At 70.9% G+C, this 23,309-nt stretch carries 21 protein-coding genes and 3 pseudogenes; 15 read left to right on the top strand and 9 right to left on the bottom strand.

What is annotated here, in order from left to right; translation table 11 throughout:
* Window positions 1–92: 92 nt before the first annotated feature.
* Window positions 93–1,592 carry an MFS transporter gene (locus ACWEBX_RS00615; protein WP_451882720.1) on the top strand — a complete coding sequence of 500 codons (1,500 nt, stop codon included), beginning with the start codon at window positions 93–95 and terminating at the stop codon, window positions 1,590–1,592.
* A gap of 400 nt (window positions 1,593–1,992) precedes the next feature.
* On the opposite strand, the gene ACWEBX_RS00610 is transcribed toward ACWEBX_RS00615, so the two are convergent.
* From ACWEBX_RS00610 to ACWEBX_RS00600, 3 genes and pseudogenes are all read right to left on the bottom strand, one after another.
* Window positions 1,993–2,808, bottom strand: coding sequence for a DUF2785 domain-containing protein (locus ACWEBX_RS00610; protein WP_451882719.1), 816 nt, complete (start codon window positions 2,806–2,808; stop codon window positions 1,993–1,995).
* Window positions 2,809–2,953: 145 nt separating this feature from the next.
* Window positions 2,954–3,820 carry a tetratricopeptide repeat protein gene (locus ACWEBX_RS00605; RefSeq protein WP_451882718.1) on the bottom strand — a complete coding sequence of 289 codons (867 nt, stop codon included), beginning with the start codon at window positions 3,818–3,820 and terminating at the stop codon, window positions 2,954–2,956.
* Between the two features lie 171 nt (window positions 3,821–3,991).
* Window positions 3,992–4,207 (bottom strand): annotated as a pseudogene (locus ACWEBX_RS00600) (transposase); the annotation flags it as partial.
* A 7-nt stretch (window positions 4,208–4,214) separates the two neighbouring features.
* On the opposite strand from ACWEBX_RS00600, the pseudogene ACWEBX_RS00595 reads away from it, so the two are divergent.
* Window positions 4,215–4,526: pseudogene (locus tag ACWEBX_RS00595) on the top strand (transposase); the annotation flags it as partial.
* A 9-nt stretch (window positions 4,527–4,535) separates the two neighbouring features.
* On the opposite strand, the gene ACWEBX_RS00590 reads toward ACWEBX_RS00595, so the two are convergent.
* Complete coding sequence (locus ACWEBX_RS00590; RefSeq protein WP_451882717.1) at window positions 4,536–4,859, bottom strand: hypothetical protein; 324 nt, start codon at window positions 4,857–4,859, stop codon at window positions 4,536–4,538.
* Window positions 4,860–4,960: 101 nt separating this feature from the next.
* The gene (locus ACWEBX_RS00585; RefSeq protein ID WP_451882716.1) at window positions 4,961–5,149 is read right to left on the bottom strand and encodes a hypothetical protein; all 189 of its coding nucleotides are present in this window, start codon (window positions 5,147–5,149) and stop codon (window positions 4,961–4,963) included.
* Window positions 5,150–5,286: 137 nt separating this feature from the next.
* Here ACWEBX_RS00585 and ACWEBX_RS00580 point away from each other — a divergent pair, with 137 nt between their 5' ends.
* Together ACWEBX_RS00580 and ACWEBX_RS00575 are read left to right on the top strand one after the other, a co-directional pair.
* Window positions 5,287–6,069 carry a hypothetical protein gene (locus ACWEBX_RS00580; protein WP_451882715.1) on the top strand — a complete coding sequence of 261 codons (783 nt, stop codon included), beginning with the start codon at window positions 5,287–5,289 and terminating at the stop codon, window positions 6,067–6,069.
* Between the two features lie 179 nt (window positions 6,070–6,248).
* Window positions 6,249–6,557 carry a hypothetical protein gene (locus tag ACWEBX_RS00575; protein ID WP_451882714.1) on the top strand — a complete coding sequence of 103 codons (309 nt, stop codon included), beginning with the start codon at window positions 6,249–6,251 and terminating at the stop codon, window positions 6,555–6,557.
* 89 nt (window positions 6,558–6,646) lie between these two features.
* Here the strand turns inward: ACWEBX_RS00575 and ACWEBX_RS00570 are convergent, their stop codons facing one another.
* Window positions 6,647–7,240 carry a hypothetical protein gene (locus tag ACWEBX_RS00570; protein WP_451882713.1) on the bottom strand — a complete coding sequence of 198 codons (594 nt, stop codon included), beginning with the start codon at window positions 7,238–7,240 and terminating at the stop codon, window positions 6,647–6,649.
* Between the two features lie 237 nt (window positions 7,241–7,477).
* On the opposite strand from ACWEBX_RS00570, the gene ACWEBX_RS00565 reads away from it, so the two are divergent.
* From ACWEBX_RS00565 to ACWEBX_RS00555, 3 genes are all read left to right on the top strand, one after another.
* Window positions 7,478–8,464, top strand: a complete 987-nt coding sequence (locus ACWEBX_RS00565; RefSeq protein WP_451882712.1) for a hypothetical protein — start codon at window positions 7,478–7,480, stop codon at window positions 8,462–8,464.
* Window positions 8,465–8,577: 113 nt separating this feature from the next.
* Window positions 8,578–10,425 (top strand): HSP90 family protein, encoded by a 1,848-nt coding sequence (locus tag ACWEBX_RS00560; protein WP_451882711.1) that lies wholly within the window; start codon window positions 8,578–8,580, stop codon window positions 10,423–10,425.
* Between the two features lie 2 nt (window positions 10,426–10,427).
* Window positions 10,428–13,355: a hypothetical protein gene (locus tag ACWEBX_RS00555; protein WP_451882710.1), complete on the top strand. Its 2,928-nt coding sequence runs from the start codon at window positions 10,428–10,430 to the stop codon at window positions 13,353–13,355.
* 139 nt (window positions 13,356–13,494) lie between these two features.
* Here the strand turns inward: ACWEBX_RS00555 and ACWEBX_RS00550 are convergent.
* Window positions 13,495–13,665, bottom strand: a pseudogene (locus tag ACWEBX_RS00550) (kinase); the annotation flags it as partial.
* A gap of 67 nt (window positions 13,666–13,732) precedes the next feature.
* On the opposite strand from ACWEBX_RS00550, the gene ACWEBX_RS00545 reads away from it, so the two are divergent.
* Both ACWEBX_RS00545 and ACWEBX_RS00540 read left to right on the top strand, forming a co-directional pair.
* Window positions 13,733–14,281: an FABP family protein gene (locus ACWEBX_RS00545; RefSeq protein WP_451882709.1), complete on the top strand. Its 549-nt coding sequence runs from the start codon at window positions 13,733–13,735 to the stop codon at window positions 14,279–14,281.
* Between the two features lie 211 nt (window positions 14,282–14,492).
* Complete coding sequence (locus tag ACWEBX_RS00540; protein ID WP_451882708.1) at window positions 14,493–15,389, top strand: NAD-dependent protein deacetylase; 897 nt, start codon at window positions 14,493–14,495, stop codon at window positions 15,387–15,389.
* Window positions 15,390–15,420: 31 nt separating this feature from the next.
* On the opposite strand, the gene ACWEBX_RS00535 is transcribed toward ACWEBX_RS00540, so the two are convergent.
* A complete protein-coding gene (locus ACWEBX_RS00535; RefSeq protein WP_451882707.1) occupies window positions 15,421–15,642 on the bottom strand; it encodes a hypothetical protein in 222 nt (73 codons plus the stop codon).
* A 236-nt stretch (window positions 15,643–15,878) separates the two neighbouring features.
* On the opposite strand from ACWEBX_RS00535, the gene ACWEBX_RS00530 reads away from it, so the two are divergent.
* A complete protein-coding gene (locus ACWEBX_RS00530) occupies window positions 15,879–16,133 on the top strand; it encodes a lipopolysaccharide assembly protein LapA domain-containing protein (protein WP_384785083.1) in 255 nt (84 codons plus the stop codon).
* 91 nt (window positions 16,134–16,224) lie between these two features.
* On the opposite strand, the gene ACWEBX_RS00525 is transcribed toward ACWEBX_RS00530, so the two are convergent.
* A complete protein-coding gene (locus ACWEBX_RS00525) occupies window positions 16,225–16,773 on the bottom strand; it encodes a DUF1062 domain-containing protein (protein WP_451882706.1) in 549 nt (182 codons plus the stop codon).
* A 421-nt stretch (window positions 16,774–17,194) separates the two neighbouring features.
* On the opposite strand from ACWEBX_RS00525, the gene ACWEBX_RS00520 reads away from it, so the two are divergent.
* The 5 genes from ACWEBX_RS00520 (at window position 17,195) to ACWEBX_RS00500 (ending at window position 22,953) form a co-directional block, all read left to right on the top strand.
* Entirely contained in the window at window positions 17,195–19,225 is a 2,031-nt protein-coding gene (locus tag ACWEBX_RS00520; RefSeq protein WP_451882705.1) for an ABC transporter ATP-binding protein, read from the top strand.
* A 144-nt stretch (window positions 19,226–19,369) separates the two neighbouring features.
* Complete coding sequence (locus tag ACWEBX_RS00515; RefSeq protein WP_451882704.1) at window positions 19,370–20,023, top strand: DUF1707 SHOCT-like domain-containing protein; 654 nt, start codon at window positions 19,370–19,372, stop codon at window positions 20,021–20,023.
* Between the two features lie 90 nt (window positions 20,024–20,113).
* Window positions 20,114–21,379, top strand: coding sequence for an MFS transporter (locus ACWEBX_RS00510; protein WP_451882703.1), 1,266 nt, complete (start codon window positions 20,114–20,116; stop codon window positions 21,377–21,379).
* A gap of 292 nt (window positions 21,380–21,671) precedes the next feature.
* Window positions 21,672–22,163 carry a sortase gene (locus tag ACWEBX_RS00505; RefSeq protein ID WP_451882702.1) on the top strand — a complete coding sequence of 164 codons (492 nt, stop codon included), beginning with the start codon at window positions 21,672–21,674 and terminating at the stop codon, window positions 22,161–22,163.
* Window positions 22,164–22,260: 97 nt separating this feature from the next.
* On the top strand, window positions 22,261–22,953 hold the full coding sequence (locus ACWEBX_RS00500) for a class F sortase (protein WP_451882701.1): 693 nt from the start codon (window positions 22,261–22,263) through the stop codon (window positions 22,951–22,953).
* Window positions 22,954–23,309: the final 356 nt, after the last annotated feature.

The following is a 23,309-nucleotide window of genomic DNA, read 5'->3' as shown; positions in this document are numbered from 1 at the left end:
CCGACTGTCTCGTACACCCCCTTTCGGCTACGACCCGCGCGCGGAACGACTCATTCCCCGTGTTGGGCGGGGTGGCTGCTTAGCGTGACCCCATGACCACTGTCCAAGCCCCGCCCGCCCCCGACCACCGGCGGTGGAAGGCGCTCGCCGTCTGTCTGACGGCGGGCTTCATCTCCCTGCTCGACACCTCGATCGTGAATGTGGCGCTGCCCTCGATGGAGCACGGGCTGGCCGCCTCGGAGGCCGCCCAGTCCTGGGTGGTCTCCGGGTATGCCCTGACCTTCGGGCTGGTGCTCGTCCCGGCGGGCCGGCTGGGCGACATGCGGGGGCGCCGCCAGGCCTTCCTGGCGGGGCTGGCCCTGTTCACGCTGGCCTCGTGGGCGTGCGGCCTCGCTCCCAGTGCCTCCTGGCTGGTGGTGTTCCGGCTCATCCAGGGCGCGGCGGCGGGCATGGTCGCGCCGCAGACCTCGGGGCTGATCCAGCAGATGTTCCAGGGCGCGGAGCGGGCCAAGGCGTTCGGTCTGCTGGGCAGTGTCATCGGGGTCTCGACGGCGGCCGGCCCGCTGGTGGGGGGTGTGCTGATCGACTCCGTGGGCACCGACGACGGCTGGCGCTGGGTGTTCTTCGTCAACCTGCCCATCGGAGTCGCCGCGTTCGTCGCGGGTCTGCGGCTGCTGCCCCGGTTCCCGGCGTCGACGGGCCGGCGGGAGGAGTTCGACCCGTTCGGTGTGCTGCTCCTCGGTGCCGCCGTGCTCGCGCTCATGCTGCCGCTGGTTCAGGAGCAGCAGTGGACCGGGCGGCTGAAGTGGGCCCTGCTGCCGGTCGGCGCGCTGCTGCTGATCGCGTTCTGGGCGTGGGAACGGCGCCAAAAGGTGTGCGGGCGGGCGCCGCTGGTCGATCTGGACCTGTTCTCCCTGCGCTCCTTCACGCTCGGTTCCCTGATCAGCCTCACCTACTTCGCGGGCTTCACCACGGTCTTCTTCGTCTATTCCCTGTTCCTGCAGAACACGGTCGGATACAGCGCGCTGGCGGCCGGTGTCTCGGTGCTGCCCTTCGCGGCCGCGTCCGCGGTCGGCGCCGCCGTCGGGGGTCGGCTGGTGATGCGCCACGGACGCAAGCTGGTCGTCTTCGGCCTGCTCCTGGTGGTCGTGGGGCTGCTCGGGGTGGTCGTGGCGGTGCAGTTGGTACCGCTGGAGAGCGTCGGGTGGGCCACGGCTCTGCCCATGGTGGTCGGCGGGATCGGCTCGGGCCTCACGGTCTCCCCCAATACGACCCTGACCCTCACGCGCGTGCCCGTGCAGCGGGCCGGCGCGGCAGGCGGGGTGCTCCAGACGGGGCAGCGCATCGGCTCGGCGGCCGGGATCGCCGTGGTGGGCGCGGTGTACTTCGCTCATCAGGCCAACCACGGCCGTTCCGTGACGGCCATTCAGCTCGGGCTGCTCACCGCTGTCGGAATGAGCGTGATCGCCCTGCTGCTGGCCATCGCCGACCAGCGCGTACGCCAGGCACACCCCGAGCCGGAACGGGCCGCGACAACGGCCCGACGGGGTTTCGAGGAGGGCGACGCGGAGGAAGTGGTCCGGCGCGGCTGACGTACCTGGCTGGGCCGAGCGGTCACGACTCCCGGCGCGCGTCGGACTTCGTGGTGATACGCACAGTACGGTCCCGCGCGCCATCGCCCCAGCGCGCGGGATCGTGCACGGAAAACCGAGAGGACTTCATGACCGACCACCTGGCCGCCGTGATGGCCGTGCTCGGCCCGTCCCAGAACCGCTCCGCGGAACCGGCCGCGTGGGACCGGCTGGCTCTGTCGGCGAGTTACGGGCTCTGGTCCACTTCTTGTGGTCGCGTACGCAGCGTGACTGTTGCTCGTCGTTACTGAGATCGGGACGTCATGTCGCACGAGATGGACGCTGAACCGCGAGGACTTGTCTCCCTTCGGCGGCAGCTCGCCGAGATCACCGGTAGTCCGGAACGACTTCGCGGTCCCTCTCACGCGAGCCAGTGATACGGCAGGCGAAGGATGGCGGCCACCTCCGCGGCAACGACGGCAGCGTGGGAAGGAATGCCTCCTTCGGCCAGCCCCCGGGTCAGATGCAGATGCAGAGACTGCAGGGTCGCAAACGTGTTGAACGCCCATGGCGGCACCGGGCCGTGGCCTCCGGTCTCCAGCGCTTTGGCAACCACGCTCAGCCATCCCGTGGCCTGCTCGGCCGACAGACCGGGCACGAGCAGGATGAGTCCGATCCCTCGGGCCAGACGGGCATCCTCCAGCTGGACATACCGGTAGTCGGTCGCAGCCGTCATCCGGCGGGCACATAGCTCCAGCAGCTCAGCGCAGCGACCCGGCAACGCCTGTGCGAACGTCGCGGCCGCGTCGGCACCATGGGCGACGGCGTGCAGCCAGCCCAGCGAGTCGTCCCAGCCACGGGTGTCGCGCTCGGTCAGATACCAGGTGGTGAAGGGGGCATACCAACGCTCAACGGCGGCCTTCGGCACGGTGCCGGGCGCGGCAACTGTGCGCGCCAGCACGCATCGCAGGACGAGTGGTGCGAACGTCCGCGCCTGGATCTCCGGATGCGTGAAGCGACCCGCGGCCGTGTCGCCGAGGTTCTCCAGGACGTCATCGAGACGGCCTTCACCTATCCAGCGCGCGGCGGCGGTGTACGCCTGATCATCGCGGACCGTGGGGTCAGGGGAGACCAGCATGGCTGACAGCTCATCGCTGATCCGCGCTGCCGGAACGCCTTCAGGAAAGGGGAAGTCCTCGGCGGTGATCGACGACCAGGTGAAGTGATCGATAGGCATCGCGACACCTTAACCTCGATCGTTCATGAGTCCTCGTCAGTGTGCTGACGGGGACTCTGTGTTGGTGAGGTGTCTCCTTTCTGGGTTGGGGCACGCCTGCGGCCCGATTGTCGCGTCGGATGGGCGCCGGGTTCCGCTTCGGGGGCTATTCCTCTTCACGCGCGGCGATGACCCGTATCGCGTGCTGCGCCTGCGCGTCCCCCCGATCGGCCGCCTTGCGAAACCAGACGAGGGCCTCGTCCGACCGGTCCAGACCGACAAGAAGACGGCCCAAGGCGTACATACCGCCGACGTTCCCGGCGTCAGCCGCCTTACGGAGCCACTCCTCGGCCTCCGCCACACGCTGCTGCTTCTCGTGCATCAGTCCCAGATTCACCGCCGCACCGCTGAATCCCGCCGCGTGGGAGCGCGCGTAGAACCCGGCGGCCTGCTCGGTGGCACCTCGCTCCTCGGCCAGTTTGCCCATGAAGTCGAGTGCCCCGGGATGCCCCTTCTCCGCTGCCCGGTGCAGGATCTCCTCGGATTCCCGCTTGCGACCCCGGCCGAGCCACAGACCGGCCAGGGACACCTCCGCATCGAGGTGCCCCTGCTTCGCCGCCTGCTCGAAGTGGCGCTCGGCGAGGGAGAGTTCGCCCGTCGCATGGTAGTGGAGAGCCAGGTTGTACTGCGATGGCGCGTGACCGCGCACGGACGCCTCGGAATACCAGCGCAATGCCTCGCCGGTGACCTTCCGGCCCCCACCGGCGAGATGCAGGGCGAGACTGTGCATGGCACCGGCGTCCCCCGCGGTGGCGGCCCGACGGAACCACAAGATCGCGTTGTCCGGGTCATCCAGATCGACATAGACGAGCCCAAGGTTGTACTGAGCGTTCACGCTGCCCGACTCCGCCGCACGGAGGTATGCGTCACGCGCATCCTCCAGCCTTCCCTGCTTGGCGAGAGCGACCCCCTGCTTGAACCACTTCCGGCCACTGAACCAACCGCGTCTGCTCAAGACATCCCCCGCCCTCACCCCACGGATCAGGGACACAGAGTGGCACAAATGTGCGAAACGGTGAAAGGGTACGCCTCGATCACCTTGTCATCGTCCTCGTTCCACGGCGGCGTACAAGTCCTTGGAGTGTGCGCGGAGTTCGGCGCCCTTGAAGATGCGGATCCTGCTCATCGGGCCGCGACCGCCTCTGCCGAGCGCGACCGCCATGGCCACATCCAGCAGTATCTGCCCCGGATCGTGCACCGCCCGCCGCTTGCGCCACGGTGCCAGAACTGCAGATATCGCCTGGTCCAGCCCGGACTTGCGTGCCGTCTCCACCAGCAGGACGCCTCCCGCCTGCGAGACCACTGCCCGGCCACCACCCTCGACGCGGACACGCGGGTAGGACCCGATGCGCCTCCTCACCTGCGCCGTACTGTCAAACTGCCCTGAACCGGACGCACTCGCCCGGCAGGTGCGCTCCTTCGCCCACATGCTTACTCATCTGCAAGGCCATCAACTGCCGGCATTGATCGAGGCCGCGACCACCGCAGACCTGCCCAGCCTCCAGCGATTCGCCCGGCACCTGGAGCGCGACCTCGACGCCGTCACCGCCGGGCTCTCACAGCCGCGGAACTCCGGAGTCGTCGAGGGCCATGTCAACCGGATCAGGATGCTGAAACGCCGGATGTTCGGCCGCGCAGGCTTCGAACTCCTCCGCAAGCGGGTCCTGCGCTACTCCTGAGTGTGCCGCTCAACCTTCGGCGTCCGGCGAAGGCGAGTCGTTTTCGGCGGCAAGGGTGACTAGGCCGGTCCATGACCAAGGCTCCTGGGGCGACTCCCAGCTCACCTCGACGTCGGTGTCGTGGAAATCGCGCGCGAGTTCCGTCACCATCACCGCAGCAGCGGCCCGCGCTTCTTGTGGGTCGGTGTTGATCGGCACGTCCAGCCGTCCGCAGAGCACTCCCCTTTCGGCGAGGACGCTGGTGCGCCAGCCCTCCCGTGTCGCCAACAGGACGATCCCCTTCGGAATGCCCCAAGCGGGCCGCTTCCTCTTCTCCTTCTTGCGTCTCACCATGCCGCTATCCAACATCGTCGGGTTCTTGGTGATGAGTCTGGATGGAGGATCGACCGCCGCGACACGGTTTGGCGCCTGTCTTGTACGGCAAGCTGAATCGCTCAGGACGCATCGTCGATCAGCCCGAAGCCCTCAGGGAACTCTTCCAAGAACGTGCGACGAGCTGGGTTGGTCTCGGCGGTTGCCATCTCCCCGATCAGGGCGATCAACTCGTGTTGCTGATCATTCGACAGCCTGCTGACCAGGTGGGTGACGCCCTCCCTGCAGCACCCTCCGACATGGGCCGACAAGCGCCCCGAACCTTGGTGCGGCCCGGACCGCGGCATGTGAGAGACCGTGACGCAGGTGGCGATGGCAGCCCCCGTTCACCGGAAGCCTGCCCTGGCGCGCGCGGGAAGGCCGTCAGCACGAGTGCGATGCTGGGCGGATGCACGAGACAGCCGCCGCACGGGCGACCGCAAGGTGGCCCTTCGCCGAGCCACGGGAAGCCGACGGGCTGCGGGAACTGACCGCCGACGACGGACTCACCGGGTTCATGCCGCCGGCGTCGCCTGACGCAGCCTGGGTGCTGCATTCCATGTACGAGCACGAGCTCGGGCCGGACGACATGTCGTTCGGCGACTTTCAACGGGCCGTGCTGTCCGGCGAACACGACGTCATCCCGGGCCTCGACCCCGCAGACGTCCTCGACGGCGTCCCTGGTGAGCTCCCCGGTCCCCGTTGGCACAGGCTGCGATGGACCGAACTCGCACGGCGAATCGGTGATCCGGTGGTGCCCGAGGGACGCTTTCCATGTCACACGTCCTTTCCCGGGATCAAGTCGGGGAGCTGGCCGGCCACGATCCAGGCGCCGTCCGAAGGTCATCTGGCCCGAGCCGACTGGAACCGTCTGATCGACCTCCTCACCGAGCACAGCCCACTGGGCGCCGACACCCCCTGCCTGGCTTACTACAGCCCGCTGCTACGCGCGGACGGGGACTACGAGAACGCGCGCATCCGCACGGGCAGGCTCGCGGACGCCAAGGTCTTGTACGACCACCCCGAGGAAGATCACTGGAGCCCGTCCAACCTCTGGTCCCGAGACCGGTCCTGGATCGTCTGCACGGACTACGACCTGTGGGCCACGAAAGTCGCCGGCCCCGTACAACTCGTCGAAGCACTCCTCGACGACGCGGAGATCGAAGCCGTACGACTGCCCTGGGCCACCTGACCATCCTCGCCGTGCCCGACTCCGCGGGGCTGGGCCGTGGCAGAATGCCGGCATGGTTCTGATCCGAAAGGGCGATGCCGCGTAGGCGCCCGAAGGCCGTCCGCGACGAGCGATGGCGGCCGCCGCAACACGTACCCACCCTCAGGATCCCGGGCGTATCGGCTCGAACTCGGGCCGCTGTGCGACGCGTTGAGGCCCGTTACCTGCACCCGAACGCAGTCGCCGTCGCTCTCGACCGGTTCGCATGGGCTTTCAAGGAGCCCGGGCGGTATCTGACCGGCCCCGGTGAGAGTCCCGGCATCGAGATCGAGGACGGCCGGGACGACCTGGAAGTGGCTCTCCGGTATCTGCCCCGGGGAGCCCGGACGGATCTCGGCCGGCTGGTGGAGCGGATCGACGTGGAGTTCGAACGACGCACTCTTCCGGATCCCGGCTGGGCCTGTGCGTGGACGGCCGGGCGCTGGTGGTGGCGCATACGGGAACGGTGACGCCGATGACCGGCAACTGGCATGGGCGGAGGCACTCGCACCGGCACCGGCACCGGCCTCTCACTCGGCCGACGGCTCGCGGAAGCCGCTCATACCGCCGTGGCGCTCGCCGGCCTCGTACCAGCCCTGCCCACCAACCACGCGCCGAGCGCCGCCAGTGCGGCGGCGGCCAGGGCATACACCGGCAGCCACAGCGTCGTCGTGGACGCCAAGCAGTCGTCCACGACGTGCCGGCTCCGGTCGTCCTGGGCGAAGGCCAGCGCGGCGCCGTCCCGACCCGCCAGGTCGTGCAGTGCGGCCTGTGCCCGCAGTGCCGCGTAGTCGCCGAGGTGGGCGCACTTCGTTCGCGTGCCCGGCATCGGGAAGAACCACTTCCAGCGCTGCATGGCGGGCGCCACCGCGAGGGCCACGCACAGGCCGACGACCAGGGAGTAGGCGGTCAGGCTCCGCACATACGCGGACCGCGCGCCGGCCGTGGGAACCGGCGGCCGGGTGCAGGCGAGGATCAGCGCGAGCAGGGTGGCGCCGAGGTAGGTGGAGAACCACTGCCAGGAGCCGGAGGAGAGCGCGAAGGCCAGGACACCGGCGAGGGCGGTACTGAGTACCCCGGCCCGGTTGGCGGCTCCCCTGTCCGTGACGGCGGTGACCGATCCCTGGGAGCCTGCGCTGCTGCCGTCGTTCATGCGCTCTCCTGCTCGAGCCTGACACCGGGCCACCAGTTTCCGGTCGCCGGCCTGTCCAGGCCCTCGCACCATGCCGTTCCGCCCGCCGCCTCGCCCGGTTGGCGGGCGCGGGGCCGAGATCCGGTGCGGCGTGGGATCCGGGCTCGTGAAGTACCCGCGGAAACTCTGTGGCCACGGTGTCAGTAGGTCCGCTTATGCTGCACCGGACGATCATGAAGGACCAGGGGAGGGTACGGCATGTGGGGCAAGCTGTTCGGCAAGGACGCGGAGAGACCGGCGGCGGATCCGCACGCGCTCCCGGTGTCGCGCAGGGGCAAGAACGGGGTGCACACGCTGCGCGCGCTCGGGGACGTACGGGTGCTCGCGCTGGTGGAAGCGGCCGAAGCAGGTGACTGGGAGGCGGTCAAGGCCGCCCTGGCCCCCTTCGAACCGGGCCGCGACCACAAGGTACTCGCCGAACTGGCGGAGCTGGACGGGGTGCAGGACTGGATCGGGCGTGCCGTCGAGGAGGACAAGGAGCACCGGGCGACGGCCCTGCTGATATCCGGGACGCGCCACATCAGCTGGGGCTGGGAGGCCCGCACCAGCGCCCGCGCCGCGAACGTCACGCAGGAGCAGTGGCGTGTCTTCCGCGAGCGGCTCGTGATCGGCGAGGACCATCTGCTGGAGGCCGCCGAACTGCGGCCGGAGTGGCTCACCCCGTGGCGCCGTCTCCTCACCTCGGCGCGCGGCATGTCACTGCCCTCGAGCGTGAAGGAGGCCCGGCTCGACGCCGCTCTGCGCCGGGACCCGCTGGATCTGGAGACCCACATCGAGTGGGTGTCGCAGTTGCAGCCCCGCTGGGGCGGCGATCCCGGCGAGGCGCTGGCGTTCGCCCGGGACGCGCTCGGCCGCGCCCCGCAGGGGCACCCTCTCGGCTGTGCGATCGCCATGGCGCACATCGAGGACTGGGTCGAGTCGGAGCGGGGGAACTGTCTCGAAACCCCGGCGATCCAGGCCGAGTTGCGCGAGGCGGCCGACCACAGCATCCTCCACCCGGCCTACGCGCGACACCCGGGCTGGCAGCAGGACTTCAACATGTTCGCCATGGCCCTGTCGCTGGCCGGTGAGCGTCACACGGTTCGGCGTGTCTTCCAGGAACTCGACGGCGCGTACACGAGCTGGCCGTGGACGTACTTCGCCGAGCCCGAGAAGCAGTTCGCCCGCCACCACCGCCGCGCCTGAGCGCACGCCACACCCGGCGCGCCCGAGCGCACGCCGATCCCGCCGCCACACCGTCGCGCTTGAGCGCACGCCCATCCCGCCGCCCCGTCTCTACTCCCCCTCCGGACTGCCCGATGACACTGCCCGACACCTCCGCGACCCCGGCCGGCGACGACCGCACCTTCCAAGTGGATCTGCGGGGCCTCGTCGACCTTCTCTCCCACCACCTCTACTCAAGCCCCCGCGTCTATCTGCGTGAACTCCTGCAGAACGCGGTGGACGCGCTGACCGCCCGGCACGCCCTCGAACCGGGAGCCTCGACCGACGCCTTCGGGATCCGCCTGTACGCCGACGGTTCGGTGGTCCGGGTCGAGGACGACGGAGTCGGTCTGACCGAGGCCGATGTGCACACTTTCCTCGCCACGATCGGCCGCAGCAGCAAGCGCGCCGAGAAGATCGCCGAGCAACGCGGCGATTTCATCGGCCAGTTCGGCATCGGTCTGCTGTCCTGCTTCCTGGTCGCGGACGAGATCCATGTCCTGAGCCGCTCGGCCCGTACCCCCGACGCGCCCGCCGTGGAGTGGCGGGGCCGCGGCGACGGCAGCTACACCGTCCGCACCCTGCCCGCGTCCGCCCGCCCCCGGCCCGGCACCACGGTCATCCTCACACCGCGCGCCGACGCCGGCGACTGGACCCGGCCGGTCCAGGTTCAGGCGCTGGCCCGGCACTTCGGCTCGCTGCTGCGCCACCCGGTGACCTTCACCGACGGGACGGGCGGCACGCCCGCGCCGGTCAACCCCGAGCCCGCGCCCTGGACGGTCACGTACCCCACGCCGGGATCCCGTTCGCGCGCCCTGGCCGCGTACGGCGAGGACGTCCTCGGGTTCAAGCCGCTGGACACGATCGAGCTGGACCTGCCGGCCGTGGGCCTGAAGGGCATCGCCTGTGTGCTGCCCGAGACGGTGCCGGCCGGGCGCCGCCACGGCCACCGCGTGCACGTCAAGGGCATGCTGCTGTCCGAGCAGGCCGAGGAGATCCTGCCCGAGTGGGCGTTCTTCGTCCGTTGTGTCGTCGACGCCGAGAGCCTGCGCCCGACGGCGTCCCGCGAGTCCCTGTACGAGGACGACACCCTCGCCGCCGTCCGCGACGCCCTCGCCGAACGGCTGCGGGACTGGATCGCCCGGGCCGCCGCCAGCGACCCGGACCTGCTCGCCCGCTTCCTCCAGGTGCATCACCTGGCCGTCAAGTCGCTCGCGGTACACGACGACGAGATCCTGCGGATGCTGCTGCCCTGGCTGCCGTTCGAGACCACCGACGGGCACGCCACGCTCGACGAGTTCGCGCGCACCCACCGCACGGTGCTCGTCACATCGAGCGTGGAGGAGTTCCGGCAGGTCGCCGCGATCGCCTCGGCCGCCGGACTCGGCGTCGTCAACGGCGGCTACACGTACGACCGTGAACTCGTGCACCGGCTGCCGGAGATCAGGCCCGAGGCGAGCGTCGCGGACCTCGACCCGGCCACCCTGACCGCCCACCTCGACCCCGTCGACCGGGAGACGGAGCTGGCCGCCGCGGCCTACCTCGCCCAGGCCCGCGACGCCCTCGCCGTCTTCGACTGCGACGTCGCCCTGCGCGCCTTCCAGCCCGCCTCCGCGCCCGCGCTCCTCGTCGACAGCCGCGAAGCCCGGCACGAGCGCACCCGCTCCCAGCTCGCCCGCGAACAGGAGGGCGGCGTGTGGGGCGACATCCTCGGCGCCCTGCGCCAGGAGGCTCCGCGGGCCCAGCTCATCCTCAACCAGCTCAACCCGCTGGTGCGTACGGCCGTCACCATCACCGAGCCCGAACTGGCCCGCACCAGCGCCGAAGCCCTCTACGGCCAGGCCGCGATGCTGTCCCGGCGTCCGCTCAGGCCCGCCGAGTCGAGCCTCATCAACCGCTCCTTCCTCGACCTCCTCGCCCACGCCCTCCGCAAGGACAGCTGACGATGCCGACCGCACCCCAGACCACCGACGAGCTGCTCCAGGCGCTCCAGGAGAACGACCGCCGCCCCTACGGCCGCACCCGCACCGTCACCGCCGAGGAACTCGTCGAGGCAGCCGAGCAGTTCGCCGAGCCCGTACCCCTCATTCGCGCACTCCTCGAACTCCAGGAGGCGTACACCTACGGCTCCGAACCCCGGAAGTCGCCCGTCGTCTTCGCCCGCCTGCTCACGCTCTTCGACGAGCAGCCCGACGTCTTCGACGAGCGCCTGCGCCACCTGCTGTTCTGGCGGTTCAAGTGGGTGGCCAACGCGCTGCTCGCGCTGCCCGAGGTACCTCTGGCCAGCCTGCGCCAGTGGCAGACGGAGATGCGCGATCGGTACGAGAAGGCCGACCTGGGCCTTCAGCCGTACTACGGGCAGGCGTACCAACTCGCCGCGCACCTCGGTGAGGACACCGCGCTCGCCTACGAACTCTGGGCGGGGCGCCCCCGTACCAGGCTCAGCGACTGCGAGGCCTGCGAGATCTGCGAGCGCGCCCTGTACCACCTCGCGGCGGGCGACGACGAGAGGGCCCTGCGTGTCTGGGAGCCCGTCCTGGCGGGGAAGGACTCCTGCCAGGAGGAGCCGGCGCGTTCCATCTCGCACGCGCTGCTCCCCCTGCTGCGCACCGGCGCTGCCGACCGTGCCGTCGAACTGCACCTCGCTGGCTACCGTGCCTGCCGCCGCAACCCCTCGATGGCCGGGGAGGTCGGCCGACACCTTGAGTTCTGCGCGCTGACCGGCAACGAGGCGCGCGGTCTTGAACTGCTCGCCGAGAACCGGGGACTGTTCGACGAGGTGGAGTCGCCGCGGGAGATGCTCGACTTCCTCACCGGCGTGGAGGTTCTCCTCCGTCGTGTCGAGCACCTCGGCCACGGCGACCTGCCCGCCGCGGGATTTGCGGGCCGCGCCTGGACGGTGGCCGGCCTGGGCGCCGAAGTGGCGGACCGCGCCGATGACTTCGCCGCGCGTTTCGACGCCCGCAACGGAACCACCGCCCACACCGACCGCCGCGCGGCCCGCGTCGAACGCGCCCCGCTCCTGGACGCGTTGGAGCTGACGCTGCGTCCTCGCAGCCTCGACGACATGGCCACGGCCGTCCCTGTCACCGCGCCCCCGGCCCGTACGACCGCCACCGCCGTGCCCGAGTCGGTCGGTGAACTGATCCTCCGGGCAAGGGAGTTGGACGACCTGGGCCACCCGGACTCGACTGCCGTCTGGGCACGGCTGCGCACGCTCACGGCCGCTCGCGACTACGCCCACCCCGACGACCCGGAGGTGGGCCCCCTCGTACGGCTCCGCGCGGACCTCCTGGACGACGAGGCGAGCCGGGCGGGCGACAAGGACGAGTTCGCCGTCGCGCAGGCACTGTACGAGGAGGCCGCGGGACTGTACGAGGACGCCGGAGCGCCGGATCGAGCGGCACTCGCCCGCGCCTGCGCGCTGCTCGCCGCGGCGGGCGGCGTCGACGACGGGGCCGAGGCGAAGGCCGCCGCGCTGACCGCCGCCCACGCGTCCATCGTCACCCTGCACGAGGAGACCTCCGGTCTCACACCGGTGCACGAGGCCCGTCTGCTGCGCCTGCGGGCCACTGTGCTCGGCCTGCGCCTGCAGACGTCCGGGAACGAGGAGGACGCGGCGCCGGTCTTCGCCGAGGCGGACCTGCTGCTGGCGTTCGCCACGCGACACGACATCGTCGGGCAGATCTCCGGCGGGCTGCTGCTGAAGGCCGGCACGCACGCCCTCTCCGGCGACCTGCCCGCCGCGATAGCCGGGGTCGACGACCTCCTCGGCCGGCTGAAGACCCAGGGCCCCGCCTGGCACCTGCCCCGCGCACTCGGCCTGCGGGCCCGGCTCCAGCTCGGCCTCCGGAACCCGGAAGCCGCGCACGCGAGCCTGATCGAGGCCCTGCGGCTGGCCGCCGACTGGCCGGCCGCCGCGGTCGACACCAGCCGCCTCCACGGCGACCTGGCCGAGGTTTGCATGCACCTGGGCCGGCCCGACGAGGCACTGCGCCATCTGACGCGGTCGGCGGAGCTCGACCTCCGTCACGGCAGCCGCACGGAGGCGTTCTGCAGCTACAGCAACGCGGCCCAGCTCAGCCTCGACCTGGGCCGTGTCGAGGACTGCATCGCCCTGCTCGACTCCCTGATGGCCGAACCGGACGTCACGGCGGGCGAGTTGGACAACCGGCTCCTTGCCCAGCTACGCCTGACCCGGGCCCGGGCCCTGCACGCGGGCGAGGACCTCAAGGCCGCCACGGCCGAACTCGTCGCTCTTGCGGCCGAGTCGGCCGACTGGGACGACGACCCGGGAAGCCACGCCATGATCGCCGCCGAGGCGGCCGTACTCCTCGGCGAGTCCGGCGAGTTCGGCCGCGCCCGGGAAGCCGTGAACCAGGCGCTCGCCGCCCACGCGCTGGCACCGCGCTACGAGCAGCTCAGCAGTTCTCTGCGCGAACTCGCCCGCCAGCAGGCTCAGCAGCACGGCGAGGAGGGCCTCGCCGATGCCCTCGTCTTCCTCGCCGACGCCGGCCGGATCGCCGAAGAGGCCCGCGAGGCCGCGTACGAGACCCGGGGACGCTCCCTGGACTCGGCCCTGGCCTATGAACACGGCCGGGTCAACGCGTACGCCGGTGAGTACGAGGACGCCCTGGCCGCGCTGGAGAAGGCCCTCGCCCTCCTCGGCGAGCCGGGACCGGAGGACGACCGGGCGGGCGAGTGGGCCGAGTGCGTCCGCTTCGCGGGTGCCGTGGAGGGCCTCTACCTGGAACGCGTCTCCCCCGCCCTCACCCGCCTCGACAAGGCGGTGTCCCTGCTGACCCGCCTGGGCCGCACGGAGGAGGCCGAACCGCTGACGACGTTGGCCTCCCGCCTGCGCGACGAGGCCTGACACTCCGGCCGCAGTGCCGGGACGAGCGCGTCCCGGCACCGCGGCCGGGCCTCTCCCGCGTGCTGGTCAGCGATCCCGTGCGGGCAGGTGAGCCAGACCGGTATCGAGCATGATGCGGTCGACGGTCTCGTGCAGAGCGCTGCTCGCGCAGCACGATCCGGAGGAGGTTCTCCTCGCCGACCAGGGCCTCTCCGCGGCCGAATCTGTCGCGGAGACCGGCGGCGACGGACGACTTCCCCGAGGCACTGTTGCCGCGCAGGACGACGAGCCGGGTTTCTTCCCGAGCCGTCCGCCGCGCCGCCGGGAAGATCACGATCTCCGGGCGGAGTACCACTAGGCTGCCAGCCGGCACCGGCCTCAACCCTGGAGTGGATGTCATGGTCGACCTCTTCGGGAAGCACCCGTACCCCGACGCGTTCCGCTCGGACGAGAAGCCCGCACCGCACGTGCTGCTCACGCCGGTGATCGGACTTCTCGGCACCTGGGCCGGACAAGGCCGCGGCGGCTACCCGACGCTCGACGAGGAGTTCGTCTACGCGCAGGAGGTCACCTTCAGCCACGACGGTCGGCCCTTCCTCCACTACGAGGCACGCGCCTGGCTGCTGGACCCCGACGGCTCACCGCTGCGCCCGTCGGCCCGGGAGAGCGGCTGGTGGCGGATGCAGGCCGACGGACGTGTGGAAGCGTTGATCACCCAGCCCACCGGCATCGCGGAAATCCTGGTCGGGCAGGCGGCCGACGGGGCGGTGGACCTGGCCACCCAGCAGGTTGCACTCGCTCCCACGGCCAAGGAGGTGGTTGCCACGCGCCGCCGCTACACCTTGACGGACGCGGACACCCTGGACTTCCTCCATGATCTGGAGGCGGTCGGCCAGCCGCTCCAGCACCATCTTTCCGCACGGCTCCGGCGGTCCGGCGCGAGCTGAGAAGCGGGGCCGGCGCCGCCGACCGGGGCAGGCCGGGCCGGAGATCGGCGCGGTGCCCGCCCGACCGTACGTGGACGCGGTGCCTGCTTGCCCGTACATCGGCACGCTGCCCGCCTGACCTTACGTGCACGCGATGCCCGTGCCCGTACATCGGCTTGGCGTGGTGCCTACCTCCCCGTACACCGTTTCCTCGTATCCGTACCCTGGTTGCATGCGCATGCGCCCCACTCTGAGCTGGATCCCCTCCGGGGATCTCCCGCCGGGCACCACGGACCTGGAGCCGGTGGCCGCCGCGCTGCGCACCGGCGGTGTGCTGGTGCTCAGCGGGGCGGGCATCTCGACGGAGTCGGGCATCCCCGACTACCGGGGCGAGGGCGGGAGCCTGCGTCGGCACACCCCGATGACCTACCAGGACTTCACCGCCACCACTCAGGCCCGGCGGCGCTACTGGGCGCGCAGCCACCTCGGCTGGCGGACCTTCGGCCGGGCCCGCCCCAACGACGGACACCGGGCCGTGGCCGCGTTCGGGCGCCACGGCCTGCTCTCCGGGGTGATCACACAGAACGTCGACGGGCTGCACCAGGCCGTCGGCAGTCAGGGCGTGGTGGAACTCCACGGAAGCCTGGAGCGGGTCGTCTGTCTCTCCTGCGGCGCCCGCACCCCGCGCCGCGAACTCGCCCGCCTGCTGGAGGAGGCCAACCCCGGCTTCGCGCCGGTGGCCGCCGCCGTCAACCCTGACGGTGACGCCGACCTCACCGACGAGCAGGTCGGGGACTTCCACGTGGTCCCGTGCACGGTCTGCGGCGGCATCCTCAAGCCGGACGTGGTCTTCTTCGGCGAGTCCGTTCCGCCGTCGCGGGTCGAGGAGTGCCGCCGGCTGGTCCGTGAGGCGACTTCGCTGCTGGTCCTGGGCTCCTCCCTGACGGTCATGTCCGGACTGCGGTTCGTCCGTCAGGCGGCCGATGCCGGGAAGCCGGTGCTGATCGTCAACCGGGACGTGACCCGGGGCGACCAGCACGCCCTCACCCGGGTCGCTCTGCCCCTGGGTACGGCCCTCACCACGGTGGCGGGCCGGCTCGGCGTCCCCTTGGAGGAGGCCGCGGCTTGAGCCGGGCCTCTTCCCTGAGTGGTACGGCCCTTCACCCCCGCGCGCTCACGGCGCGGGCCCGCCTGCGCAGCTCCAGGCGGGCGGCGGGCATCCGGCCCGGCCCCGTCCAGAACGGATGCCACCACAGACGGGCCGACAGCACCAGCAGACGACGGCGCAATGCCGTGTGTCCCACCGGGCGGGGCGCGGCGAGGGCGTCATAGTTGCGACACCAGGCCACTTCCAGTTGGACCAGGTCTTGAGGGAAGGACATGCGCGACACGGACTCCATCGCTCTATTAGTTCACATGTTCGATTCCCGACTCAAGTCCGACCCCCTCTCGCCGCACCGCCCACCCGGTTCCGCTCGCCCGCCCGGCCACGGTTCCGCCCGCCCGCACCAGGACGGTCCGAGTCTCGGGAGCGGCGGCCCCGGCCGGTCGCGGCCGATCGCGGCCGGTCGCGGCCGATCGAGTCGCCCGCTCGGATGAACAGCCGGATACTGGATTTATGGCCCAGAAGACCGCGAAGGCACACGGGCCGTCCACCGTGACGGTCAAGGGGCGGGACTACCGGATACGCAGCATCGGTTTCTTCGTGCTGGCAGCCCTGACGATCTGGTTCATCGCAGCCAACACCAACTCTGTGACCATCCGGCTCTGGATCCCGGAGGTCACCCTCCCCCTGTGGATCGTCCTGACCGTCACCCTCCTCGTCGGCATCCTCCTGGGGCTGCTGATCGCCTACCGCAGGGCGCGCCGGTAGCCCGCGCTCGGGATTCCCCGGTCAGGCCGCCCGGACGTGGGGCCTGCCCGGCGGATCATGCCGGACAGGCCCGCGCCGGTCCCGGGAGGGCTCAGCGCTTGAGTGTGAAGGTGAAGTCGCCGGACACCTTGCCGCTCAGCCGGACCGCCGAGACGACCTTCCCCTCGTCCATCAGTCTCTCGACCTCGGCCCGCGAGAGACCGCAGCCGTCGGCGATCAGCCGCACCGGCCGGAGGGGGATCCGCGCCGCGAATCGCACCGAGACATCGATCACCTCGCGGCCCAGATGATCCGAACCGCCGGTGTCGAGACGCCAGGCGCCGTCCCAGTCGAGGGCGACGCGATTGCGGCGCCGCACGATCGGGTCCTGCAGCAACTCCGCCGCGAGGCTGGGGTCGTTGTCGTGCATCCGGTCCAGCAGCTCCGGTCGGACCGAGCGCACATGCGCCCGCTCCAGGATCGTGAGCTTGGCCGTGTCCCCGCAGCCGGCGCAGAGCACGAGGAGCCAGGCGTCGAGGAGTTTGTGGTTCGCGTTGACACGGAATTTTCCGTTGGCCCGAAAGCGCCCGGAGCCGCAGGCGTGGCAACGGCGGAGAACAGTAGGCAGGCAGGTGGGCATGACCACCCAGCTATTGAGCACAGAGGTACACCGGTTTCAGTGAGAAGTCCGCAGCAAAAGGCAGCGCGGCGCACGGAGGCGACGCGCGACAGATCAGCGCTCGGGAGGTCTCACACGGTGTACAACGGCACGTCCTTGCCTAGACGAATGGGCCCGGCAGCACCCTAGTGACGGGCCGCTCCACCACTCCACCGAATTTCCCACCGGCCGACCCGACCGTTACCGGCCGACCCGACTGACCCGACCGACTCCGGCCACTTCGACACCCGAAGGCCGATAGCCGACGTATGCGACTTAGTCACGCGCGAGTTGGGCAACCTCCCCTGATGGTGACGTCCAACCGATGGCGTGCGCCCACACGCAGGAGCGCCTTCCCGCCGACCTTCGCTCGCGACCTAAGGTCCAGGGCACGGAACCGCCACGCGCGGGGAGGCGCGGTGTGATGAGGTTCTTCGGGAAGGTCCGGCTCGCGGAGCCGGAAGTGTCCGACGCGGAGCGCGAGTTGTTCGGCGGCCCGTTGCGTTACGACATGGGCTGGTCCCAACACGAGCACGCGCAGCTCGACTTGACCATGCTGTCGGCACTGCGGTCCATGCCGACCCTGGTCGGAGCGACCTTGCGCATGGCATGGAACACGGACCGCCGGGCGCTCATCGCCGTCGGCGTGAGCGAGATCGGGCAGGGCGTCGCCGCGGCCGTAGGGCTGCTCGCCGTCAACGCGGTCATGCACGCCCTGCTCGGTGTCGGCACTGCGGTCGAGCGGCTGCACGCCTTGATGCCGGGCCTGCTGGCCGCCGCCGCGATCGCCGTCGTCAACTCCGTGCTGGCGGGCTGGTCCACGTCCCGGGCGGGCCGCCTCGAACCTCTGGTGGAACGGATCGCCACCACCCAGTACCTGGCAGCCGCCGCCTCCGTGGAGCTGGAGGCCATCGACGACCCGGACTTCCGGCGGCTGATCGACATCGCCCAGTACGGCCCCGCGTCCGCCCGCCAGATGATCAGCGCCTGTGTGGCCGCGCTGAACAGCACCATCTCCCTGGTGGCCACGGCGGGCGTGCTCACGGTGCTCCATCCGGCGCTGCTGCCGATGCTCGTCCTCATCGCCGCGCCGCGCGGCTGGGGTGCGATGCGCGTGGCCCAGGAACGGTACGTGTCGGTGATGAGCTGGATCGAGCACCTGCGGGCCAGCCGGCTGATCGGCAACCTCCTCACCGAACGCACCGCCGCCCAGGAGGTACGTATCCACGGCGTCGGCCCCTTCCTGCTCAGCCGGTACGAACGCATGGCGCGCAGCGCCGAGGCCGAGCAGGAACGGCTGGCCGCCGGCAAGGCGGTCACCGAGTGGGTGGCCTCGGCGCTGTCCGGACTGGCGATGGCCGCCACGTACGGAACCATGATCTGGCTGGTCATGAGCGGGCACATGAGTCTGGCGGTGGCCGGCACGGCGGTGATCGCCGTCCGGTCCGGGTCGGCGAGCCTGGGCGCTCTGGTGATGAACGTCAACACCCTGCACGAGGAATCCCTGTACGTCCGCGACCACGGACGCTTCCTGACCGAGGCGGCCGGGTACGCCATCCCCGAGACGGGCGGTCCGGTTCCGGAGCAGGTCAAGCAGATCACGCTCGACGAGGTCTCGTATCGGTACCCCGACCGCGAGGCTCCGGCGCTCGACCGGGTCACGCTCACCATCCCGATGGGCTCGGTCACGGCCGTCGTCGGCGAGAACGGCTCCGGCAAGAGCACCCTCATGAAGGTCCTCTCCGGCCTGCTGCTCCCCCAGGCTGGAATGGTGCGCTGGGGCGACCTGGACGTCACCGGGCTGGAACGCTCCCAGGTCTTCGAGCGCGTCGCGCTGCTCACGCAGGACTTCCAGCGCTGGCCCGTGACGGCGGCGATGAACATCAGGATCGGCCGCCCCGAAGCCGAGGCCACCGACGACGACCTGCGGGCGTCCGTCGACTACGCGGGTGCGGGCCCGGTCGTCTCCAGACTCCCCGACGGGCTGCGGAGTCTGCTGGCCCGCGTCTTCCGCGGGGCCATCGAACTGTCCGGCGGCGAATGGCAGAAGGTCGGTCTGGCCCGCACGCACTGGCGCAGTTCGACCTCGCGGGCGGACAGCATCCTCATCGTGGACGAACCGACGTCCGCCCTCGATCCGGAGGCCGAGATCGCGGCGTTCGACCGCATCCGCGGACTCGCCGCCCCGCACCGCGCCGTCGTCCTCGTCACCCACCGTATGTCCGGAGTCCGCCACTCCGACCGCATCTACGTCCTGCACCAGGGGCGGCTGGTCGAGGAGGGCGGCCACGACGAACTCATGGCGGCCCAGGGCCGCTACGCGGCGATGTTCACAGCCCAGGCAGCCCAGTACGCCCCCACCCCCACCATCCCGCACCCCAACTCACCCGGCTCGTCCACCCCACCTGGTTCAGCCACCCCGCCCGGTTCACCGACTGTGGCGGACCCGGCGTGACGCCGTCGACGGCGGAGTCCGAGCGGCCGGAAGCGTGCGTCTCGGGCGTGCGAGCGGGACCCTGTATCGCGATATAGCGTTAGTCTTCTCCTCGCGCCGCTGCCCGCGTCGCGCGGAGTCGTTCGACAGGATCAGGACGGAAGCATGTCGGGAGAGATCGCGCCCACCGGGAAGCCCGCCGGCCCCGGCTCGTCGCCCGAGCTGCGGGCCTCGCACGCGGACCGGGACCGGGTCGTGGACGTACTGCGTATCGCGGCCGGGGACGGTCTACTGACCGCGGACGAGCTGGACGAGCGCCTGGAAGCCGCCCTGTCGGCGCGGACCTTGGGCGAACTGGCCGCGCTCACCGCCGACCTGCCGTCCGTCGGCGCCGCCGGAGCGGAGGCCAAGGACACGGTCCGGATCGAGCAGGTCCACAGCGGCGCGGTCGCACGTGTGGGGCGCTGGGTCGTGCCGCGGAGGCTGGAGCTCGCCGTGACGTACTGCGAGGTGACCCTCGACTTCACCGACGCCGTGATCACGCACGACACCCTGCGCGTCGACGTCGCCATGATGGGCAAGACCCTGACCCTCGTCACACGGCCGGGCATCGTGGTCGACACCGACGGTCTGCGGCTGGTGCACTGCAGGGTCAAACACCGTCCCACTCCGACACATCCGGACACACCGGCTACCCTGCGGGTCGAGCTGGTCGGCGAGAAGGCGCACGGCAGCGTGGTGGTACGTCCCCCGCGCCGGACCGTCGGGCGGTGGCTGCTGCGCAGGCCCGCCGCACTTTCCCCTGCTGAATCCAGGTGACCTGCGGGGACAGCACTGCTTACCATCGGGCGCTGCAGTTCATGTCCGCTGTCCCTGATCGGTCGTTTCGTGAAGTCTTTGGTTCCTGGTGTGCTGCGTGATGAGCCGCAGTTCGCCCGCCTGTTCATCGGGCAGTCCCTGTCGGTGGTGGGCGACCGCGTGTCGTTCATAGCGGTGCCCTTCGCCGTGCTCTCGGTGGGCGGGTCCGCCTCCGACGTGGGGCTGCTCGCGGCCGCCAGCCTCGTGCCCACGCTGCTGTTCTCCCTGGTGGGCGGGGTGTGGGCGGACCGTTTCCCGCGCCATCGCATCATGCTGGTGTCGGACCTGGTGCGGTTCGCCGTGCAGGGGCTCGCCGCCGTACTGCTGTTGACCGGCGTCGCCGAGGTTCGGCATCTGGTGCTGCTGATGATCGTGTTCGGCACGGCCGACGCGTTCTTCATGCCGGCGGCCACCGGGCTGATGCCCCTGCTCGTCGGTGCCGACCGGCTGCGGGAGGCGAACGCCCTGCGCGGGTTCGTCCAGTCGGCGGGACTGGTCGTCGGCCCTGCCGTGGCCGGGGTTCTGGTGGCGGCGGCCGGTCCCGGCGGCGCCCTGGCGGTGGACGCACTGACCTTCGCGGCCAGTGCCGCGTTCCTGACCCGGCTGACCCCACGCGACATGACACCCGACACGGCGCAGGCAGCCCCCGGCGGAAGGTTTCTCGAGGAACTGCGCGCCGGCTGGACGCAAGTACGGAGCCGGACATGGGTGTGGTCCGGCATGGCGGCGATCTCCGTCTACCACGTAGTCGTGCTGCCGTCGGTGTTCGTGCTGGGGCCCATCCTCGCCGAGCGCGAGTGGGGCGGCGCGGCCGGCTGGTCGATCGTGACCGCGGGCTTCGGCTTCGGCTCCATCGTCGGCGACGTCTGCGCCTACCGGCTCAACATCAGACATCCGATGGCACTCGCCGCCGCGGCGCTCGCGGTGGGCTCCTGCCAGGCGATCATCATCGGGTCCGGCGCGCCCGTCGCCGTGATAGCCGTCCTCGAAGCGGTCACCGGCGTCGCCGTCTCCCTCTTCTTCGTCATCTGGGAAACCGCGCTGCAGACGCACATACCCGAGGCCGCCCTGTCCCGGGTGAGTTCGTACGACTATCTGCTGTCGGCGGGACTCATGCCGCTGGGCCTCGCGCTCGCCGGCCCGGTGTCCGATTCCCTCGGCGTGCGGCCCACGCTGTACGCGATGACGGTCATCGCCGTCCCCTCGGCGCTGGCCCTCCTGTGCGTCCCCGCCGTACGACGTCTCCCCGCCCACGCCTCGGTCACGACCGGCGGCGGTGACAGCGTCCGCACCGCTGCGGACGTCGGCGTCGCGTGAAGCGGGGAGCTCGGTAGCCGCCGAGGAGGGGGCACATGGCTGTGCCCCCTTGGCCCGTTCGGGGATGAAGGCCGTTAGCCCATCCGACTCCTGCGGCAGGACAGCCATCGGCGCGCGTCCGCTCCGGGGACCTGCGCAAACACTCACGCGGGAGGCGGCAAGGCCGCTGCACGGGTGACACCTGGGCCGACGCCTCCTGTTGCGGAGCTGACGGAGCGTCGGTTTTCTCGTGTGTGGAGATCACAGGAGCGCCGAGCGGACAGGTCGGCCACTGCTTTGTCGGAGGGTTCCCTTGCGAAACAAACACGTTGGCGTCGGTGTCGGACTGCTCCTCGGCGTCCTGGCTCTGCAGGGCCCGGCCGCCGTGGCCGCCGGTGACACGGAGCTCCGTATCGACCCGGGCAGTGGCCTGCCGGGGTCCACGGTCACGGTCACGACCACCGCCTGCGGCCCGGATGTGACGTACGGCAAGGGCGAGTCGGCGGCGGGAGGTCAGTTCCACATGTTCGGGGGCAGCCGCAAGGGCGTGCTCGTGGGTGAGTTCACGATCCCGGCCGAGGGAGCGTCCGGCACCGACACCGTCACCGTGAAGTGCCCGCCGCGGATCAAGCTCACGGACACGTACGAGATCGCGGACCAGCAGCCGAGCGGCGGCATCCACGCCGGGTTCGGAGACGCCCAGGACACCAACACCCAGGTGGCCATGGGCGGCGCGCTGATCACGGCGGCCGCGGCCGGGGCCCTGTACAGGATCCGCCGTCGCTCGCAGGGCGCCCGGCCCTGACCTTCCGCTGCGGCCGCCCAGGCCCCCGACCCCCGTTCCCGACCCCAGCGCGGCGGGAGCGGACTCCCCCGGCTCCCTCCAGGCAAGAGGCCCGACGTTGAAGGAATCCAGGGACAAGGCCGACGCGCCGACGCGCACGTTCGTCCCACCCGTCACGTTCCTGATCGTGGCACTGGCGGCGGGCATCCTGCTGGTGCTCAACACGATGGTCGACAGGCGGCCCCCGCAGCCCTCGGCCGACCAGGCCTTCCCCACCCCGCCGGCGGGTCTTGCCGCCCCGCCGGCACACCCCGCCGCCCCACCGCTGCCTCGCTCCGAGCCCGTCCGCATCCGTATCCCCGCGATCGGTGTGAACGCCTCCCTGGCACGGTTGGGCCTCGACAGGGCGGGGGCTCTGCGGCCCCCGCCCGAGAGCGAGCCCGGTCTCGCCGGCTGGTACGGAGGGGGCACGACACCGGGTTCGCGCGGCACGGCCGTGACCACGGGGCACGTGGACACACGCGCCGGAGAAACCGGCGTGTTCTACCGGCTCGGCGCCCTCACCAAGGGCGAGACGATCGAGATCAACCGGGCGGACGGCCGTGCCGCCGTCTTCACCGTGGACGCCGTGGAGGTCTACGACACGGACCGGTTCCCCGACAGGAAGGTCTACGGCAGCACGGGCCGACCCGAACTCCGCGTGATCACCTGCGGCGGCCGGGCCGGGAACGGCGGATACCGCGGCAATGTCGTGGTGTACGCGACCCTCACCGGCGCGCGCCAGACCAAGGGCCACGCCCTGGCGGGGTAGCGTGCCGCCTGCTCGGCGTAGCAGATGTCCTCGTAGCCGAGGACGAGCAGCGGCCGGTGACGCGGCGCGGGATCTTCGGACGGTCGTCGGAAGCCGCCGGATTCAGGCCGGTGCCCGTCCGTCAGAAAGGCAGGGGTGCCCTTTCGCGTTGTGTCCTACCGCGGCCGGAGGGGCTTCGCGAGGGACGCTTCGGGCCATGCGTCGCATTGCTCCTTGCCCTGCCGCCCGTGTGCGGTGAACGTGGAGGAAGGGTCGGACAGCGGCCGACGCTCGGGGAAGTACGGGCCGCATGTCGCAGGAACAAGGGGGTTGCCCCTCGGACCGGCCGTCGAGAGCTGAACGCGACGCTTACGGGC

Source organism: Streptomyces sp. NPDC005070, from assembly GCF_053600395.1.
This window is presented reverse-complemented; position numbering and strand designations above follow the sequence as displayed.